This is a genomic window from candidate division WOR-3 bacterium (genome assembly GCA_011052815.1).
Classification (GTDB): domain Bacteria; phylum Hydrothermota; class Tepidihabitantia; order SM23-42; family SM23-42; genus DRIG01.
Genome location: DRIG01000058.1, coordinates 17,957 through 35,066 on the forward strand (window position 1 = coordinate 17,957; position 17,110 = coordinate 35,066).

Sequence of the window (17,110 nt, forward strand, 5' to 3'; positions counted from 1 at the left end):
TTTTATTATATAGTTTTCTCTATGTTGACTTCTATGCGTCTCCCTCGTTCACTACCTCGACAGGTAATATGATAGAAGGCACCTGAGAACTGAATTCTTAAAGCCTTCACCATTACTGCATTATACTCATTCTCCACCTAATGTCAATACATTTGGAGCTTGGGTCTTTATTGTTTTAGAGATAACGGTTGTTCCGTGTGGAAGTTTTGAGGTTCAGAGGATCGTATTATCGATGAGTCTTGTTTTACCGAAGAAGACGGCGACTGCTACAAGGGTGCCGCGCCGCAGTCTTTTTACAGGTTTCAAGGTGTCTTTATCCACGATCTCGATATAATCAATTTTACCACCTTTTTCTTTTATCATACGTTCGATTTCAGCAGCGGCTTTTTTCGGAGTGCGGAGACCCTTCTGATAAGCATTCTGAATCCACTTAAGGGACTCGTAGATGATCGGAGCGCACCTTCTCTGTTCAGGAGTAAGATAGGTGTTACGGGAACTCATCGCCAGGCCGTCTTTTTCTCTGATGATTTTCCCGGTGATAATCTTTATGTCGAGGTTCAGATCTTTTACCATCTTCTTTATGATGACTGCCTGTTGATAATCTTTTTTTCCGAACACCGCTATTTCCGGTTCGACGATATTAAAGAGCTTTAAAACGATTGTCGTCACACCGCGGAAGTGGTGGGGACGGGAGCGCCCGCACAATAACTTGCTCAACTCCTCGACATAGACATAGGTTTTGTAATCCTCTGGATATATTTCACGAACCGAGGGGATGAAGACCAGATCAACCCTTTCTTTTTTGAGTAATTTCAAATCTCTGTTTATGTCCCGGGGATACTTTTCTAAGTCTTCACCCGGTCCGAACTGCGTGGGATTAACGAAGATCGAGACGACCAGAAAATCACATTTTTTACGGGCGAGACGCACGAGGGAGAGATGGCCTTCGTGAAGATAACCCATCGTGGGTACAAATCCTATGGTCTGCCCGTTTTTTTTGAGTTTTTTGATGATTTTTTTCAAGCCGGTTATCTTTTTAACGGTCTGCATAAGCCTATTATATTGTTTTTTCCGAGCCTGTCAATTAAGTGAATGAGGACTTCAGGATAAAATGGTCAGTATTCAGCCTCTTGAGATTCTTCGTCCGCCTGCGGCAGAGGGCGAAGGGCAAAGGGCATAGAGCATGGAGCAAAGGGAGAATGGGAGAAACGGAGAAAGGGAGAATAAGGGCATTTCGGATTTCGGATTTGGAAAGGAACAGGACGTTGGGAGCGTTTAGATCGTTGAGATCGTTTGGAGCGTTAGGAGCGGTGCATGGAAGGGAGCTGCGCTGGAAGGGATGCACTTTGTGCATGGAAGGGAGCTGCGCTGGAAGGGATGCACTTTGTGCATGGAAGGGAGCGGTGCTGGGGAAAAAAGAGAGATTCTTCGCTTCGCTCAGAATGACAGAAGAGGGAAGCGGCGCTGGATGATATTGACTTCTCGAGAATTTTGGCTATAATAATATTCGGGTAAGAATCAGGAATTTTGCAGATCTGAACGACTAAGGTTCGTCCACATACAGTCTTGACTTAAGGTAACTTTTTAGAAATTATCATAACTTTTAAAAATAAGAAAGGAGTAATCCAATGGCATTACTGGAGATAAGGTGGCACGGCAGAGGAGGACAGGGTGCAAAGACCGCTGCCCTGCTCTTCGGCGATGCCGCTGTTGAGACAGGTAAATATATTCAAGCATTCCCTGAGTACGGGCCGGAAAGAATGGGGGCACCGGTTTTTGCTTTCAACCGCATTTCCGATGAGCCCATTCTCCAGCACTGTGGCATCAAGACACCGCAGATTGTTGTTGTGCTGGATCCTACTCTGATGGAGACCGTTGATGTTACTGATGGTCTGCCAGAGGATGGTGTGGTGCTGGTCAATACACAGAAGAGTGCGGAAGAGATAAAGAAGCAGCTTAAGCTTACGACTCAGACCGTATATGTTGTCGATGCGAGCAAGATTTCACAGGAGATTCTGGGTCGTGACCTGCCCAATACCCCGATGCTCGGTGCGTTGATAAAGGCATCAAAGTTACTTGAATTCGAACCGATGTTGAAGTCGGTGGAGAAGCGTTTGAAGAAGAAATTTCCGAATCGTCCTGATGTGGTGGAAGGTAATATCAAGGCTATCAAGAAGGCATATGAGGAGGTAGGGTGATGAAGAAGGATAAGAAAGGCTGGAGAGAACTTCCGATCGGTCTCGTTCTGGAACCGGGAAGCAGTGAAAATTTTGAGACGGGTGACTGGCGGAGCGAGAAGCCGATCTGGGATGCGGAAAAGTGCACACACTGTCTGATCTGCTGGGTGTATTGCCCTGATTCATCGATCATCGTGAAGGACGGAAAGGTACAGGGTATTGATTATAAATTCTGCAAGGGTTGTGGTATCTGCGCAGAGGAATGTCCACCTAAAATAAAGGCGATTACAATGATAAGGGAGGAAAAATGATTGTTGCGAGAACAGGAAATGAAGCAATGGCTGAGGCTATGCGTCAGATAAACCCTGATGTCGTGGCTGCGTATCCCATTACACCCGCCACTGAGGTGGTACAGTTGTTTTCCAAGTTCGTCCATGACGGAGTCGTCGATACCGAGTTTGTACCGGTTGAGAGTGAACACTCGGCATGCAGCGCCTGCGTGGGTGCTTCTGCGGCTGGTGCCCGGGTGATGACGTCCACGGCATCCCAGGGGCTTGCTTTGATGCATGAAATTCTGTTTATCGCCGCAGGCCTGCGGCTTCCGATCGTTATCTGTCTGGTCAATCGTTCTCTTTCGAGTCCGATCAACATCCATTGTGACCATTCAGACACCCTTGCGTCGCGGGACAGCGGTTGGTTGCAGATATACACGGAAAATGCACAGGAGGCGTATGATACAACAATCCAGTTGGTGAAGATTGCAGAGACCGTACTGTTGCCCGGGATTGTATCGACGGACGCCTTTATCATCAGTCATGGAATGGAGCGGGTGGAACTGGTGGATGACAAAGAAGTTCCCGCGTTTCTCGGTGAGCGGAAGCTCAATTACTCTTTACTCGATACCGATGCACCAATTACGCTCGGGCCGCTTGATCTACAGGATTACTTTTTTGAACACAAACGCTCAGAGATTGATGCAATGGACCGCGTTTTACCGGTGATAGAAAAAGTCCAGAAGGAGTTCGGTGATAAATTCGGACGTTATTATCCAGTGGTGGATGAGTATAAGATGGATGATGCCGAGGTTGCGATTCTCGTGATGGGCTCGACCGGTGGCACCGCCAAGGTCGCTGTCGAAAGACTGCGGGAAAAGGGTAAAAAGGTCGGTTTGATACGCTGTCGAGTATATCGCCCCTTCCCTAAGGAGGCGATGTGTGCTGCTCTTTCCAAAGCCGGCGTCATCGGCATTATGGACCGGGCAGACACACTTTCGACCCTTGGAGGCCATCTCTACAATGATGCCCGTTCCATACTCTATGATGCAGAGGTCCGCCCTCTACTGAAGAATTATATTTACGGTCTCGGCGGCAGGGATATCAGTATAGAAGAGATTGAGACGGTGTACGAGCAGCTCTTTGAGATTAAAAAGTCGGGTAAGGTCGATAAAGATATTGTGTACTTTGGAGTGAGAGGTGAATAATGGCTAAGCTTAAGGAACTTGCATTACCAAAAGAGAAATTTGTCGGAGGTCACCGTGGGTGCGCTGGATGCGGTGCGGCGATAATTGCACGCCAGGTGCTTATGGCGGCGGAGAACCCCGTGGTGGTCGGTTGTGCAACCGGTTGTCTTGAGGTCTTTTCAACGATCTATCCTTATTCTGCATGGAAGGTCCCTTATATCCATAATGCATTCGAGAATGTGGCGGCGACAATGGCAGGGGTGGAAGCGGCGTATAAGGCACTGAAGAGAAAAGGTAAGATAACCAAAGATTTACGGTTTATCGCATTCGGCGGTGACGGCGGAACATATGATATCGGTTTACAGGCGTTGTCCGGAATGATCGAGCGGAGACATCGGGTGCTTTATGTGTGTTATAATAATGAAGCATATATGAATACGGGAATTCAGCGTTCGTCCGCGACGCCGCGCGGCGCCCACACGACGACTTCACCCGCAGGAAAGGTTATACCTGGAAAACCTCAGTTGCGAAAGAATCTGACCGAAATCGTGATCGCTCATGAACCCGCTTATGCGGCGCAGACAACGTTCGCCTACTGGAACGACCTCGTTACAAAAGTCCGTAAAGCCCTGAACGCCGACGGTCCTTCCTTCCTTAATATATATGCACCCTGCCGTCTCGGCTGGGCATATCCTCCGGAAAAGACCGTCAAAATTTCAAAACTGGCAGTGGAGACCTGTATCTGGCCTCTTTATGAATATGAGAACGGCAAATATCGTATCACCGTGAAGCCCAAGGAGAAAAAACCGATCACCGAATTTCTGAAGTTACAGGGAAGATTTAATCATCTCTTTAAATGGAAGGATCAGCTTCCTATCCAGGAATTTCAAAAAGAGGTCGATTACATCTGGGAGAGATTACTGAAGCGCGCTGAGGCGTCATAACTTTTCCGGGATTCGACATTATAAGACGGCGCATATTCTTTCTCCATCGCTGCTTTTGTGTGGGAAATGATTAAAGCGGTAATCTTCGACCTCGACGGCACCTTATATCAGAGTACGGTAATAAGAGAGAAGTTTGCCGAAGCTGCATATCTCACGCTGTCCAGATTCCAAAAGATTACTCTTGCCGACGCCCGTAAACTGATTGAAACCAGGCGTGATGAACTGGGAAAGAAGACCGGAGCGGGAGTTCCTTATACCCTGGTATTGAAATCGTTCGGGGTTCCTATAGAGTTCTGGCATCGCGAGAATATCAACTACTTTGATCCACGTAAATATCTGTCCCGGGATAAAAGATTAATTGAGAGCCTTGTTAGATTGAAAGAACAGTATAAACTTGCGGTTTTGACCAATAATAATCTGGTTCAATCAGAACGGACCCTTGAGGCGCTTGGGATAACAAACCTGTTCTGCAGGATATTCACTTACAACACCTATAAGTTGCTCAAACCGGATATAACCTTCTTTAAGAAGGCGGCTGAAGATCTCCAGGTGATTCCCGGAGAATGTCTCTTTGTGGGAGACCGTTATGACGTCGATCTCGAACCGGCTCTGAGTTTAGGGATGAAGATTCGACACGTTAAAGGACCTGAGGATATATATTCGCTGGCGGTTTAGGATTATTCTTTGCCGAGCTCTTGTTTCAGCATCCGTCGGGCCCGGACAGCATAGATGGATGAGGGTGTGTTGACAAGGAGTTCTTCCAGAATCCTCTGTGCCTCTTTCTTCTTATCCAGTTGAATCAGGAGTTCTGCGTAGAGCAGCAGGGCGTTATTCATTTTTTGCGCCGGAGAGGTGTTGAATGATTCCTCAAGGGCGCTGAGGGCGAGGGGGAGTTCACCTCTTTCTTTATATAGAAGAGCCAGATAATAACAGGCGTGCACACCGGCTGTGCTTTTTAAAAGAGGCTTCAAACTGTCTTCAGCAGAATCAAAGTTTCCGATATGGAAGAGATAGAGGGCGTATGCCAGTCTTTTTAATAGTGCCGTGTTTTCCTTTACTGATTCAATCAGATAGAGTCGTTCAAGCGCATCATTGGTGATGTCCGCACGGGGATATTTAGTAGACAGGAGCAGGTATTCTTTACGTGCTTCAAGCAGTCGGCCGGAAAAGAAGTAGTCTTCGGCAATAGCGAATAATAAAACAGGTTTTTCTTCCCAGGATGAGTTCTTTTCGTATTTTTTTAATAATTCGATTCCCTTATCAAAATCACTGAGTTTGAGGTAACATCTGTTCAGTTCGAGGATCGTGCTCAACTGCGGTGCCTTATCGAGCAGAGAGGAGAGGCTGTCGATTTTACTATGTACTTCGATGTTTAAAAACAAGAAAAGCAGTATCATCTTTCTTCGAACAAAGTTTTGAAATACTCTCTGATATAGAGTTCATATTCCCGGGGATAAGTTTCCTGGAGAGCCTGTTGAATCAGTTCGCGCAGCCGGTCTTTTCCCAGATCGTCAGGCAGTGGTTCTATATTTCTCTCACCGAGTATATCCTGTCCCGGTTTGCTCTTTCTCTTTTTACTGTAGTCTTCCTTCCTGATTGATTTTTGCGCATCAAGCAGTCTCGTCAAAATCTTCTTTTGTCTTTCAATCAATTTCCGATCCAGTTTGTATTGATATAACGCCTCTTCTGTCTCTTTCATTTCTTCAATGATTTTATCGATCAATGCCTGCTGTTCAGCTTCTCCGTATGATGATTTAAGGGATTCAAGCGCCTGGCGCAGGGCACGCTGTTTACCGGCGAGCCTCGCCAGTTGTGCTCTTTGTTGAGGGGTCAACCCCTCACCGCCCGGGATCGGAAAGATATTAAAGAGCGATTGATTGAGGCTCATCTGGCCCTTTGATATACTGGACAGCTCCTGAAGGAATTGGTCGAACCCTGTGGAAGATTCTCCGCCTTCACTCGCTTTTTCCAGATTTCGGAGCATTTCCAGACAGACGATGTTTATCAATTCCATGGATTTCCTGGCGTTCGTTCTTTTATCTTTGTTCTGCACCACTTTTTTCATATGGCTCAGGGCCCGGGCAAACGTCTTTCCCATTCGAGGCGTCACATAGAGACTTTTGAGTTGCTGGGCATAAAGGCTTTCCGCTGCAGCTCTGGCAGCGGTCATTATTTGGCTCTGCTCTTCAATGTCGATATCTTTGTTTTCCTGGAAGAGATTCTCTTCAGCCTTTGATATCTCGATCAACTGGGTTAAGATATCCAGTAATTTTTTTCTCAACTGCGCCATGCGGCCTTTTGTAAAGGTCGCGTACAACTGATCCAGTTTATCAGCAAGCCGCCGCAGTCCTTTTTTCTTCGACGGCATAGAAGAAGTTCGGGCGACGTTCTCTGATTCTTCGGCGAGTTCTTTCAGCCGTTCACTTATCTCCTGCTCCAGTTCTTCTGATGCGGCGAGTTTTCTCAGTTCTTCGGAAAGTTTTTTAATTTCGGTATCAAGGTCTTCTATCTCTTTGCTGAGATCAAGGGGGGTCTCTTCAGCAGAGAGCGAATCGAGTTCTTCGGCCTTTAAAGCCAATTCCACCGCCTTTTCGGCGAGCTCTTTCAACTTTTGCTCCTGACGATAACGTTTGAGTATTTTCAGTGTCCGCTCCAATGCCTTTGCCAGTTCTTTCTGCTCTTTCTGAAGACGTTCCAGGGCTTTTTGAATATCCTGTGGATTTTTATTGACGGCTGTCTGGAGTTCTTCTAAAGCACGTTTCAACTCCTCGGGTGCGATTTCCTGCAGTATCTTTGATATTTCGTACAGCCGCTCAATAGATTCACGATCGAGGATGATCCCCTGGTTTAATTTTTCAATGGTTTTTTTCAACTCGGTCTGCCAGTCATCTATCTTTTCCAGAATTTCTTTTTCATCGCCGATGAGTTCTTTCAATCTTTCCTGCTCAGACCACGTCAATTCCCTTTCTTTCATTAACTTCTGCTTGATGCGTTCGATCTCTTCGACTTTGTCGGTATGTTCGGAACGTAAATCTTTCAACCCTTCTTCAATAACATCTTCTTTTTTACTGACCTCTTCATATATCTCTTCCATCGTGGGGAAATATACACGGTAGGTTTTACTCTTCGTCCTGTTGCCTGCATTGTCGGTTATCACTGCAAAATAACTGACTTCGTCACCGGGCAGCATTCCGAGTCCACTCAAATCCCAGGTGAAGAAGAGTGTATCCTGAAGAGCTCCTCTTTTAAGATGCAGAGGTTTTTTATTTTCATTTTTGAATGTGTAGTGGAAGACGGCGTCGCGAAGACCGTAGTCGTCACTGCACTTGATTCCGATGTCGAGCTGCATGTCGTTCGGCAGATTGATGTTGTACCCGGGATAGAAGATGTCGACAAGCGGGGCGAGATCCGGAATCGCATAGATTATTATCTGTTCTTTCAGCTCGGTTGAAGATTCAAGGAATAGTACGGCTGTACCATTTTCGTCAACAGTGAAGTCCCCTGAGAACTCATTATCCCTGTAATTCAATTCCAGGGTGTCTTCAAACAGTAATAAAGAGGCGGCGGAGAGTGGTTGGGAGGCGCTTCCCTGCATATGGACTCTGGTTCCACGTGGTGCGATTATCTGCCTCCCGGTTTTTACTTCCTGGTTCAATCCCGTGTACAAAGGATACTTCAGAGAAAAAGAGAGGGATTTGATGTAAAGCGGTTCCAGGGTGGAGAGAGTGACTTCATCGGTTTTTTTGTCGAGGAATTCAAAATGGTATGTTAGGGGAGCCTCCAATCTGAGTTTTTTCAGCGCACGTCCGTTTTTAACCGCAAGCTTTTCTTTAATTACTGTTTTTCCTCTGTTGATGATCAGTTTGACGTTTCCGGGTTGATATACTCCATTCAGGTGGAGAGCCAGTTCGACCTGGGTGCCTTTGATGAATTTGTCGGCGGACGGCGTCGTATAATAATCGATTTTGTGATTCAAGGAATACCAGAAGCGCGCAGGCATAAACGCCGGCAGGATAAGAAAGAATGCGATGGAAATCAATAGAAATTGAGACGCCCGGCGGAGGGGTGCATAGCTGAGCGACTTTTTGAAGTCCAGGTTTTCTGTTTTTTTGACCGTCTCTCTGATGTAGGCGTCGATGAATTCCTGAGAATACCTCTCTTTGTTGTTTTTCGGAATCCGGGAAAGCTGGATGCAGTTTACGAGTTCACCCTTCAAGCCGAGTTTCTTTTCGATTGTCTTCACCTTTTTGAAAAAAGAAGAGGGGCGGTATAATAAAAGAGGAAGTACTCCGATGAGTGCGTATAAAGGGGATTTTATGAGGAGCAATGCAACCGACAGAGCAATCAGCACTGTGGATGATGTGAATATGATATAAGATGAAACGGTTATCAGTTCCTGAATCCTGACGTATTTCTTTACTTTTTTGAGGAGGTCATTTATGTCGGACATGAATCAATGGGTTAAACTGTAAACAACGATATTAATTCCCATTCGAAAAGCCGCTTCCCTCTTTTCCGGAGGGTCGTTGTGCACTTCAGGGTTTTCCCAGCCGTCACCCAGATCACATTGATAGGTGTAGAAGACCACAAGGCGACCTTCGTAGAATATACCGAATCCCTGCGCCGGTTTACCGTCGTGCTCGTGAATTTTGGGTAAGCCGTCGGGAAAATCGTAGAAAGAGTGGTAGATCGGGTGATCAAGGGGCAGTTCCACCAGCGGGGAGTCAGGAAAGACCTTTTTTATCTCACGTCGGAAAGACGAATCCATACCGTAGTTATCATCGGCGTGAAGAAAACCTCCCGCCGCAAAATAGCTTCTTAAAATTTTAAGTTCTTTGTCTGAAAAATGTATATTTCCATGACCGGTGAGATAGAGATATGGATATTTAAAGAGATCCGGGTCCGAGATTTCAACAATATCTTCTTTCAGGGGGGTACGGATGCTGGTGCGTTCCCGAATCTCCCTCAACAGATTCGGAAGGGATGAGGGGTCTGAGTACCAGTCACCGCCGCCGCTGTATTTTACCCGGGCGATCGTAAAATCATACTGTCCTAAAAGAATCAGTATCAAAAGCAGTGTATTCACATATTATTATAAGGTCTTAACCTTTAATGTCAAGCTGTAAGTTGTCTGACTCCTCTCCACTTTTTTCGTTTTTATTTAAAGACCCTTCTTCTCCGTCATTGCTTCGTTCCACTCAGGACAACGTCTGAGTTTGCCTTCTTTCTCTGTCATTCTGAGTGAAACGAAGAATCTTTATCAGTCATTAGTTATTGAGATTCTTCAGTCGTCTGCTTCGGGCAGACTCCGTCAGAATGACAAAAGAGCGGGCAGAGGGATGATAAAAAGTGGAGAGGAGTCAGGTAAGTTGTGGGTGAATTTTTAGATTATTCATTATTTTTATGAAAATAAAAAGGACGGTTATCTATATGATGTTTAATGTAAAGATTTGACCCCATACGCTGCTTGACTTGGCGTAAAATATATTTATAATTTATTTTAATGAAAACAATAATGGAGCGTTCGGAAATAAAAAGAGCGCTGCGTCGGATAGTCCATGAAATCATCGAACGGAACAAGGGTACAAAGAATCTGGTGCTCATCGGAATAAAACGGCGCGGCGATTTCATTGCCCGTCGGATCGCCGGTATCATATACGACTGTGAACGAAAAAAGATACCCATAGGGGCTCTTGATATAACTCTGTATCGTGATGACCTGCAGCTCGTTTCCGAAATGCCCATTATTGAAAGCACTGATATCCCCTTTGATATAAACAAAAAGATTATTGTGCTGGTTGATGATGTTCTCTATACCGGCAGGACGATCCGGGCGGCAATGGAGGAGATCTTCAATTTCGGCCGACCGAAAGCAATTCAACTCGCGGTTCTGGTCGACCGCGGTCACAGGGAACTTCCCATCCAGGCGGATTTCGTCGGCAAAAAAGTTCCGACTGCCAAAAACGAGATCGTGGATCTACATATTGAAGAGGTCGACAAGGAAGAAGGGGTTTTCATCCATCGCATTGTCGAGGTCAAGAAGAAGGCGAAGAAGAAGAAAAGAAAGAATCGGATAAGATTGAAAACCGCTCCCAAACCAAAGGTAAAGCAATTGGTGATCAAAGAACTGAAGAAAAAATAGGGTATGAATAGAAGAAAAGACCTTTTGGGCATAGAAGGCCTGACGGAAAAAGAGATCATGCAGTACCTCAACCTGGCGGAAAAGTTCGCCGGTGTACTGGAGCGGCCCATTCCGATTGTTCCTTCGCTGCGCGGCAAGACTATTCTGACTTTGTTTTTTGAACCATCAACACGCACCCAGATTTCATTCAGCATTGCGGCGAAGAGATTGTCAGCCGATATCCTCAACTTTTCCAGGAGTACATCGAGTGTAACAAAGGGAGAGACCCTGCTTGACACCGCGAAAAACATCGAGGCGATGAAGGTCGACGGCGTGGTGGTCAGACATCCGGCGCCCGGTGCCGCTAAATTCCTCGGTGAACACTTAGCCGCTTTTGTGATAAACGCCGGGGACGGTGCACATGAGCATCCGACTCAGGCTTTGCTGGATTTAATGACGATAAAACAATACTTCGGTGGTTTCAAAAATTTAAAGGTGCTGATTGTGGGAGATATCGCACATTCGCGGGTCGCCCGTTCGAATATCTTCGGATTAAAGATCCTGGGAGCACAGGTCGGACTCTGTGCGCCACCGACATTGATTCCCCTGGATGTCAAAAAACTCGGAGTTGATGTTTTTTACAAACTGGATGACGCCATCGGAGATTTCGATGTAGTAATGGCGCTTCGGCTTCAACTGGAAAGGCAGGAAGCCGGGCTTTTCCCTTCGATAAGAGAATATCGGGAACTTTACGGCTTGACAAAGGAACGGGTGCAGAAGATGAAACCGAAGGGTATTATCATGCACCCGGGACCAACCAACCGTGGGGTTGAGATTGATCCGGATGTAGCAGATAGTGACAGATCGGTTATCTTGAATCAGGTGAAGAACGGTGTGGCAACCAGGATGGCGGTGTTGTTTATCCATTCCGGAGGAAGAATTGTCTGATATCTTGATTAAAGGCGGAAGGGTTATCGACCCGAAGACAGGCCTTGATAAAAAGCAGGATGTCCTTGTGAGGGGCAATAAGATTGTTCAGATCGATAAAAAAATAGACAGAAAAGATGCTTTTCTTATTGATGCGCGCGGCAAGATCGTATGTCCGGGGTTTATTGATTTACATTGCCATTTACGTGATCCGGGCAGACCGGATGAGGAAACGATAGAGAGCGGAAGCAACTCTGCGGTCGCCGGTGGTTTCACTACGATATGCTGTATGCCCAACACGACTCCTCCTATTGATAATGAGGGAGTTGTCAGTTACATCTACCAGGAAGCGGGCCGGGTGAATCTCTGCCGGATATTTCCGATTGCGGCGATCACGAAACAGCGGGCAGGAAAAGAGATAACCGAGTTCGGAGAGCTTGTCAAGGCGGGTGCGAAGGGTTTTTCCGATGACGGTGATGTGGTCGCCAATGCCGAAGTTCTTAGATATGCACTGGAGTATTCAAAGACGTTCGGTCTGCCGATATTTGAACATCCGATTGATGAAAATCTATCACGTAACAGTTCGATGAATGAAGGCTTCACCTCCACCAGATTGGGACTCAAAGGTTCACCAGCGGTCGCTGAGGAGATAATCGTCGCCCGTGATCTGCTCCTTGCAAAATTCACCGGAGCACGGCTCCATCTCTGTCACATCTCCACACGTGGAGCAGTGGAATTGATAAGACAGGCGAAGAAAGACGGGATCCAGGTTACCTGTGAGACCTGCCCCCACTATCTTTATTTTAATGATAAGGTATTGGAAGAGTTCGACACCAACTACAAAGTGAATCCACCGATAAGAGAGGAGGCGGATCGACGGGCGATTATCGAGGGATTGAAAGACGGAACGATCGATTGTATTGCAACCGACCATGCGCCCCATTGTGAGGCGGAAAAAGAGCTGGAGTTTACCACCGCACCCACCGGTATGATCGGTTTTGAAACCGCACTTTCAATGGTGACGGCGGAATTGGTGAACAGACATAAATTCGGTTGGTTGGAAGTGATTGAGAAGATGACGGTGAATCCCGCAAAGATACTTCATCTTGATCTTGGAGTGTTGAAAAAGGGCGCGGTGGCGGATATAACGATTTTTGATCCTCAAAAGAGGTGGAAGGTTACCCCGGGGACGATAAAGTCAAAGTCAAAGAACACCCCGTTTTTAAACAAACAGCTGGTGGGTAAAAGCATCGGGGTTATCGTCAATGGTGAATTGAAGTATTATGAAGAGGATTGAAGAGTATGGTTGACACGAAAAACAACCGCTACGGCAGTGTTATATTACCCGACTGGCTCGGCAGCGGTCATGACCTCTTCGGTACGATCCAGATTATTAAAGGCAAAAAGATCCAGCGGGGTTTTTTAGAGATAGATTTTGAGTTCAAATTCAGTGAAAAATTCAATTACCCGATCGTTTTTGAAATCAAAAGTGTGAATTCTGATATCGAGGTGTATGCCGTGGCGTTTCAGATCGACGGCCATATTGAACCGGCGACGCGGGCGATTGAAGAGAACATCATTGCGCCGCGGGTCTGCCGTACGCTCAGGCGCAGCGATTTCGTAAAATTTTTTGCCGAAGTCGTTGCGAATGATGTCGATTTCGTCCTTTATCTCAATAAGGTTCCGAAAAAATTTAAAGGCATAAAATCATATAATCTGACCGAGGAACAGAAGATTATCCTGAATGAACGGTTGATCATGGAGATCACCGAGGTGCTTGACCGGGAACATTCGGTCCAGAACTGAATTTTATCAAACGACTTTCACCCCGAAATCCCCTTTAACGATTTCGCCGATAAGTTTTACCTTCGGAGATTTGAATTTCCGCAGGTTTTTTTTATCAACCACCAGTACCATCCCGATACCCATATTGAACACCCGATACATCTCTTCGTCAGGCACTTTACCGAGCTCTTTTATTATCTTGAAGATGGGCGGCGGGGTCCAGGTGTTTTTGTTTATTACGGCGGCGCACTTTGCCGGCAGAATCCGCTTTATGTTGTCGAAGAAACCGCCGCCGGTGATATGGGCTATTCCTTTAATCGACTGGAATCTCGGTGCAACATAGCGTTGATAACAGGTATGGATCTTCAGCAGTTCTTCACCGAGTTTACATTTCAGCTCAGGGATATAAGAAGAAAAGGTAAACTTTCTCAGAAGCACTTTCCGCGCCAGTGAGTACCCGTTGGTGTGGAGCCCCGAAGATTCCAATCCGACGAGCAGATCACCCGTTTTGATCTTTGACGTATCCAGATACCTTTTTTTATTTACGATACCGACGATGAATCCCACGAGGTCGTAGATACCTTTTGGATAGAATCTCGTGAGACTTGCGGTTTCGCCTCCGATCAATATGAGCTTTTCTTTTTTACAGGCGGTGGCTACCCCCTTGATGATTTCCAGAAGTGTTTTGTTTTCAATCTCTGAGAAACCGATGTAGTCCATAAAGAAAAGAGGCCGTGCGCCGGTGGTCAGGATGTCGTTGATGCAGTGGTTGACGATATCCTGACCCACGGTGTGGTGTATTCCCATACCGCAGGCGACGAGGATCTTTGTGCCGACGCTGTCGACACTGCTGATCAAGTAGTCCTTACCGAGCGGGTATGCGGCTCCGAAGAGGCCGAATGCCGATTTGATATTCTTCAGGTATGTTCTTGCAACCTGTTTTCCGATTCCTTTACGCAGGAGATTTAGAGAATCGATGTCGACACCGGCGTCTTTGTAAAGCATAGGTAATAATATCCATTTTTTGATATAATGCAATGGCTATCTGGGGTCAAATCTTTACATCGGATGTCAGACGGAATGAATTTTTATTTTCACTGAATGGATGTCTAATGTAAAGATTTGACCCCAAATGCAGATTGACATAATGAATCCTGGCGATATACTAAATATATGAAGAGTGATTTAGAAATTGCCCAGGAAGCCACGCTGGTGCCGATTATGGATCTGGCGAAAAGGCTTGATATTGACGACGATTTTGTTATTCCCTGTGGAGTTTTTAAAGCCAAAATATCACTTCAATTTTATGAAAAGGTTAAAACGGCGCCGGATGGTAAACTCGTGCTGGTAACCGCAATGACACCCACGCGATACGGCGAGGGCAAGACCACGGTTTCCATTGGATTGAGTATGGCGTTGAACAAGCTCGGCAGGAGTTCGATCGTGACTTTACGGGAGCCGTCCCTGGGACCGGTCTTTGGAATCAAAGGAGGCGCCGCCGGCGGCGGCTATGTGCAGGTTCTGCCGATGGAAGATATAAATCTGCATTTTACCGGTGACATCCACGCAATCAGTGCGGCTCATAATTTGCTCTCAGCCGTTCTCGACAGCCACATCCACTTCGGAAACAGATTGAAGATCGATGAACGCGAAATACTCTTCCGCCGGGCGATGGATATGAATGATCGAAGTTTGCGCGATATCGTCGTGGGATTGGGAGGCCGACCGAACGGCCCGGCGCGTGAAGACGGGTTTATCATCACTGCCGCCAGTGAGGTGATGGCGATTCTCGCTCTTTCGCAGTCTTTACCCGAATTGAAAGAACGGCTTGGAAAGATTCTGGTTTCATTTGATATGGAAGGCAACCCCATTTATGCAAAAGATTTCGGTGTGCACGGTGCAATGGCGGCGCTTTTAAAGGATGCGCTGAAACCGAACCTCGTGCAGACAATCGATCACACGCCGGCGTTTATTCATTGCGGACCGTTCGCCAATATCGCCCATGGCACCTGCAGTATCATCGCGATAAAGATGGCTCAGAAACTCTGTGATTTCACGGTTGTCGAAGCCGGCTTCGGTTCAGACCTCGGTGCGGAAAAATTTATTGATATCGTCTCACGGGTCGGCGGGTTTAATGTGGATGGTGCGGTGCTGGTGGCGACAATCAGGGCGTTGAAACTGCACGGCGGCGCTGTGAAGAAAACTCCGCAGTCAGGCACCACTGAAGAACTCAAAAAGGGATTTCTGAATCTGGAGAAGCACATCGACAACTTGATTAAATTCGGAATAAAACCCGTCGTCGCTCTGAATGTTTTTGAAGGTGATACCGACGAGGAGATCAAACTGGTCCAGGAATTTTGTAGGGATCGCGATGTAAAGTGTGCAGAGGTAAGGGCGTTTTCTCAGGGAGCGGACGGAGCTGTGGAACTTGCAGAACTCGTCTGCGAATCGATCCGGAAAAACGAATGCTGTATCCGTCCAATATATGATTTAGAGGATACCATCGAAGAGAAGATTGAAAAGGTGGCGACTCAGATATACGGTGCCGCGCGTGTTGTATACACTCCGAAGGCCGAGAAGAATATAAGACGAATAAAGAGATTGAAATTCGATAAACTGCCGATCTGTATTGCAAAGACCAACAGTTCTCTGTCGGATAATCCCGCATTATACGGCAGACCGGAAAATTTCAAGATCACCATCAGGGGAATCAATATCTCTTCAGGAGCGGGTTTTCTGGTACCTTTAGCCGGTGAAGTTATGCTGATGCCGGGATTGTCAAAGGTTCCGAACGCCCAGAGGATTGATATTGATGAGCAAGGAAGGATTTCAGGGTTGTCATAAGTCTTATTTGATTGAACAAAAGAGGATGAAGAGGAGAGTGTAGTATGCCGGCAAATCTACCGCCGCAGTATTTTGATGTTGAGAAAAAATACAGGGAGGCGAAAGAGCTGCAGGAGAAGCTGGTTTATCTCCAGCAGATGTTGTCGGTCGTTCCAAAACATAAAGGTACGGAAAAATTACAGGCTGAACTGAAGACGAAGATTTCAAAGCTCAAAAACACCATCGCCAAACAGAAAAAATCAAAAGGATCCGGAGGTATCTGGTATCAGGTTGAAAAACAGGGAGCGGGTCAGGTTGTTCTCGTGGGGCTGCCCAATTGTGGAAAATCAACTGTTCTCAATACATTGACCAATGCACATGCCGCGGTCGGAGATTATCCATTTACCACCCAGTTGCCCAAGGTGGGTATGATGGAATTTAAAGACATCAAGATTCAGATTGTTGATACACCGCCTTTACATGACGATGCACCGGCATGGCTTTTCGGTCTGTACAGAAACGGCGATCTTCTGTTGATCGTTCTCGACGCAACCCACGAACCGGCCAGCCAGTTTGATACAATCCATCATGCCCTTAATGAGAAGAATATTTTTATAAGAAAACAGGAATTCGGTGATTTTAAAAATACAGTGATTCTTTTGAATAAAGTGGATGTCAATGACGGATATACTCAATTTGTCGGACAGTACGGCGAAGAGTTTGTCGTTGTACCGTTTTCAACGCATTCGGAAGAGCAGACGGCATTATTAAAAGAAAAGTTATTTGACGAGTTGCATATCATCAGGGTTTATACGAAAAAGATCGGCAGACCCGTGGTAAGAAATGAACCGATTGTGCTCAAACAGGGCACGAC

16 protein-coding genes are annotated in these 17,110 nt (G+C 46.3%); 11 read left to right on the forward strand and 5 right to left on the reverse strand.

Features of this window, described 5'->3' with window-relative positions; all coding sequences use genetic code 11:
• Positions 1-213: 213 nt before the first annotated feature.
• Entirely contained in the window at positions 214-1,050 is an 837-nt protein-coding gene (locus tag ENI34_05295; protein HEC78544.1) for a pantoate--beta-alanine ligase, read from the reverse strand.
• A gap of 578 nt (positions 1,051-1,628) precedes the next feature.
• Between ENI34_05295 and ENI34_05300 the strand changes: the two genes are divergently transcribed.
• The 5 genes from ENI34_05300 to ENI34_05320 all read left to right on the forward strand — a co-directional run bounded on the left by ENI34_05300 (position 1,629) and on the right by ENI34_05320 (position 5,255).
• Entirely contained in the window at positions 1,629-2,198 is a 570-nt protein-coding gene (locus tag ENI34_05300; protein HEC78545.1) for a pyruvate synthase, read from the forward strand.
• A complete protein-coding gene (locus ENI34_05305) occupies positions 2,198-2,488 on the forward strand; it encodes a ferredoxin (GenBank protein ID HEC78546.1) in 291 nt (96 codons plus the stop codon). The genes ENI34_05300 and ENI34_05305 overlap by 1 nt, the downstream gene beginning before the upstream one ends.
• Entirely contained in the window at positions 2,485-3,657 is a 1,173-nt protein-coding gene (gene porA, locus ENI34_05310; GenBank protein ID HEC78547.1) for a pyruvate ferredoxin oxidoreductase, read from the forward strand. The genes ENI34_05305 and porA overlap by 4 nt, the downstream gene beginning before the upstream one ends.
• Entirely contained in the window at positions 3,657-4,580 is a 924-nt protein-coding gene (locus ENI34_05315; GenBank protein HEC78548.1) for a pyruvate ferredoxin oxidoreductase, read from the forward strand. The genes porA and ENI34_05315 overlap by 1 nt, the downstream gene beginning before the upstream one ends.
• A 66-nt stretch (positions 4,581-4,646) precedes the next feature.
• Positions 4,647-5,255 carry an HAD family hydrolase gene (locus ENI34_05320; GenBank protein ID HEC78549.1) on the forward strand — a complete coding sequence of 203 codons (609 nt, stop codon included), beginning with the start codon at positions 4,647-4,649 and terminating at the stop codon, positions 5,253-5,255.
• 2 nt (positions 5,256-5,257) lie between these two features.
• On the opposite strand, the gene ENI34_05325 is transcribed toward ENI34_05320, so the two are convergent.
• Genes ENI34_05325 through ENI34_05335 form a run of 3 tightly spaced genes read right to left on the reverse strand, consistent with a single transcriptional unit; the run spans position 5,258 to position 9,666 of the window.
• On the reverse strand, positions 5,258-5,977 hold the full coding sequence (locus ENI34_05325) for a tetratricopeptide repeat protein (GenBank protein ID HEC78550.1): 720 nt from the start codon (positions 5,975-5,977) through the stop codon (positions 5,258-5,260).
• On the reverse strand, positions 5,974-9,030 hold the full coding sequence (locus ENI34_05330; protein HEC78551.1) for a hypothetical protein: 3,057 nt from the start codon (positions 9,028-9,030) through the stop codon (positions 5,974-5,976). The genes ENI34_05325 and ENI34_05330 overlap by 4 nt, the downstream gene beginning before the upstream one ends.
• Positions 9,031-9,033: 3 nt before the next feature.
• Positions 9,034-9,666, reverse strand: a complete 633-nt coding sequence (locus tag ENI34_05335) for a DUF4159 domain-containing protein (GenBank protein ID HEC78552.1) — start codon at positions 9,664-9,666, stop codon at positions 9,034-9,036.
• A 417-nt stretch (positions 9,667-10,083) separates the two neighbouring features.
• Between ENI34_05335 and pyrR the strand changes: the two genes are divergently transcribed.
• The 4 genes from pyrR to ENI34_05355 are packed head-to-tail and all read left to right on the forward strand — an operon-like array spanning position 10,084 to position 13,434.
• Entirely contained in the window at positions 10,084-10,722 is a 639-nt protein-coding gene (gene pyrR / locus ENI34_05340; protein HEC78553.1) for a bifunctional pyr operon transcriptional regulator/uracil phosphoribosyltransferase PyrR, read from the forward strand.
• 3 nt (positions 10,723-10,725) lie between these two features.
• Positions 10,726-11,649: an aspartate carbamoyltransferase catalytic subunit gene (locus ENI34_05345; protein ID HEC78554.1), complete on the forward strand. Its 924-nt coding sequence runs from the start codon at positions 10,726-10,728 to the stop codon at positions 11,647-11,649.
• The gene (locus tag ENI34_05350) at positions 11,642-12,925 is read left to right on the forward strand and encodes a dihydroorotase (GenBank protein HEC78555.1); all 1,284 of its coding nucleotides are present in this window, start codon (positions 11,642-11,644) and stop codon (positions 12,923-12,925) included. The genes ENI34_05345 and ENI34_05350 overlap by 8 nt, the downstream gene beginning before the upstream one ends.
• Before the next feature lie 5 nt (positions 12,926-12,930).
• The gene (locus ENI34_05355) at positions 12,931-13,434 is read left to right on the forward strand and encodes a hypothetical protein (protein ID HEC78556.1); all 504 of its coding nucleotides are present in this window, start codon (positions 12,931-12,933) and stop codon (positions 13,432-13,434) included.
• A 6-nt stretch (positions 13,435-13,440) separates the two neighbouring features.
• Here ENI34_05355 and ENI34_05360 read toward each other — a convergent pair whose 3' ends face one another.
• Positions 13,441-14,418, reverse strand: coding sequence for a phosphoribosylformylglycinamidine cyclo-ligase (locus ENI34_05360; GenBank protein HEC78557.1), 978 nt, complete (start codon positions 14,416-14,418; stop codon positions 13,441-13,443).
• 168 nt (positions 14,419-14,586) lie between these two features.
• Here ENI34_05360 and ENI34_05365 point away from each other — a divergent pair, with 168 nt between their 5' ends.
• Together ENI34_05365 and ENI34_05370 are read left to right on the forward strand one after the other, a co-directional pair.
• Positions 14,587-16,257 carry a formate--tetrahydrofolate ligase gene (locus ENI34_05365; GenBank protein ID HEC78558.1) on the forward strand — a complete coding sequence of 557 codons (1,671 nt, stop codon included), beginning with the start codon at positions 14,587-14,589 and terminating at the stop codon, positions 16,255-16,257.
• Between the two features lie 44 nt (positions 16,258-16,301).
• On the forward strand, positions 16,302-17,110 hold an 809-nt coding region (locus tag ENI34_05370), incomplete at its 3' end, for a GTP-binding protein HSR1 (protein HEC78559.1).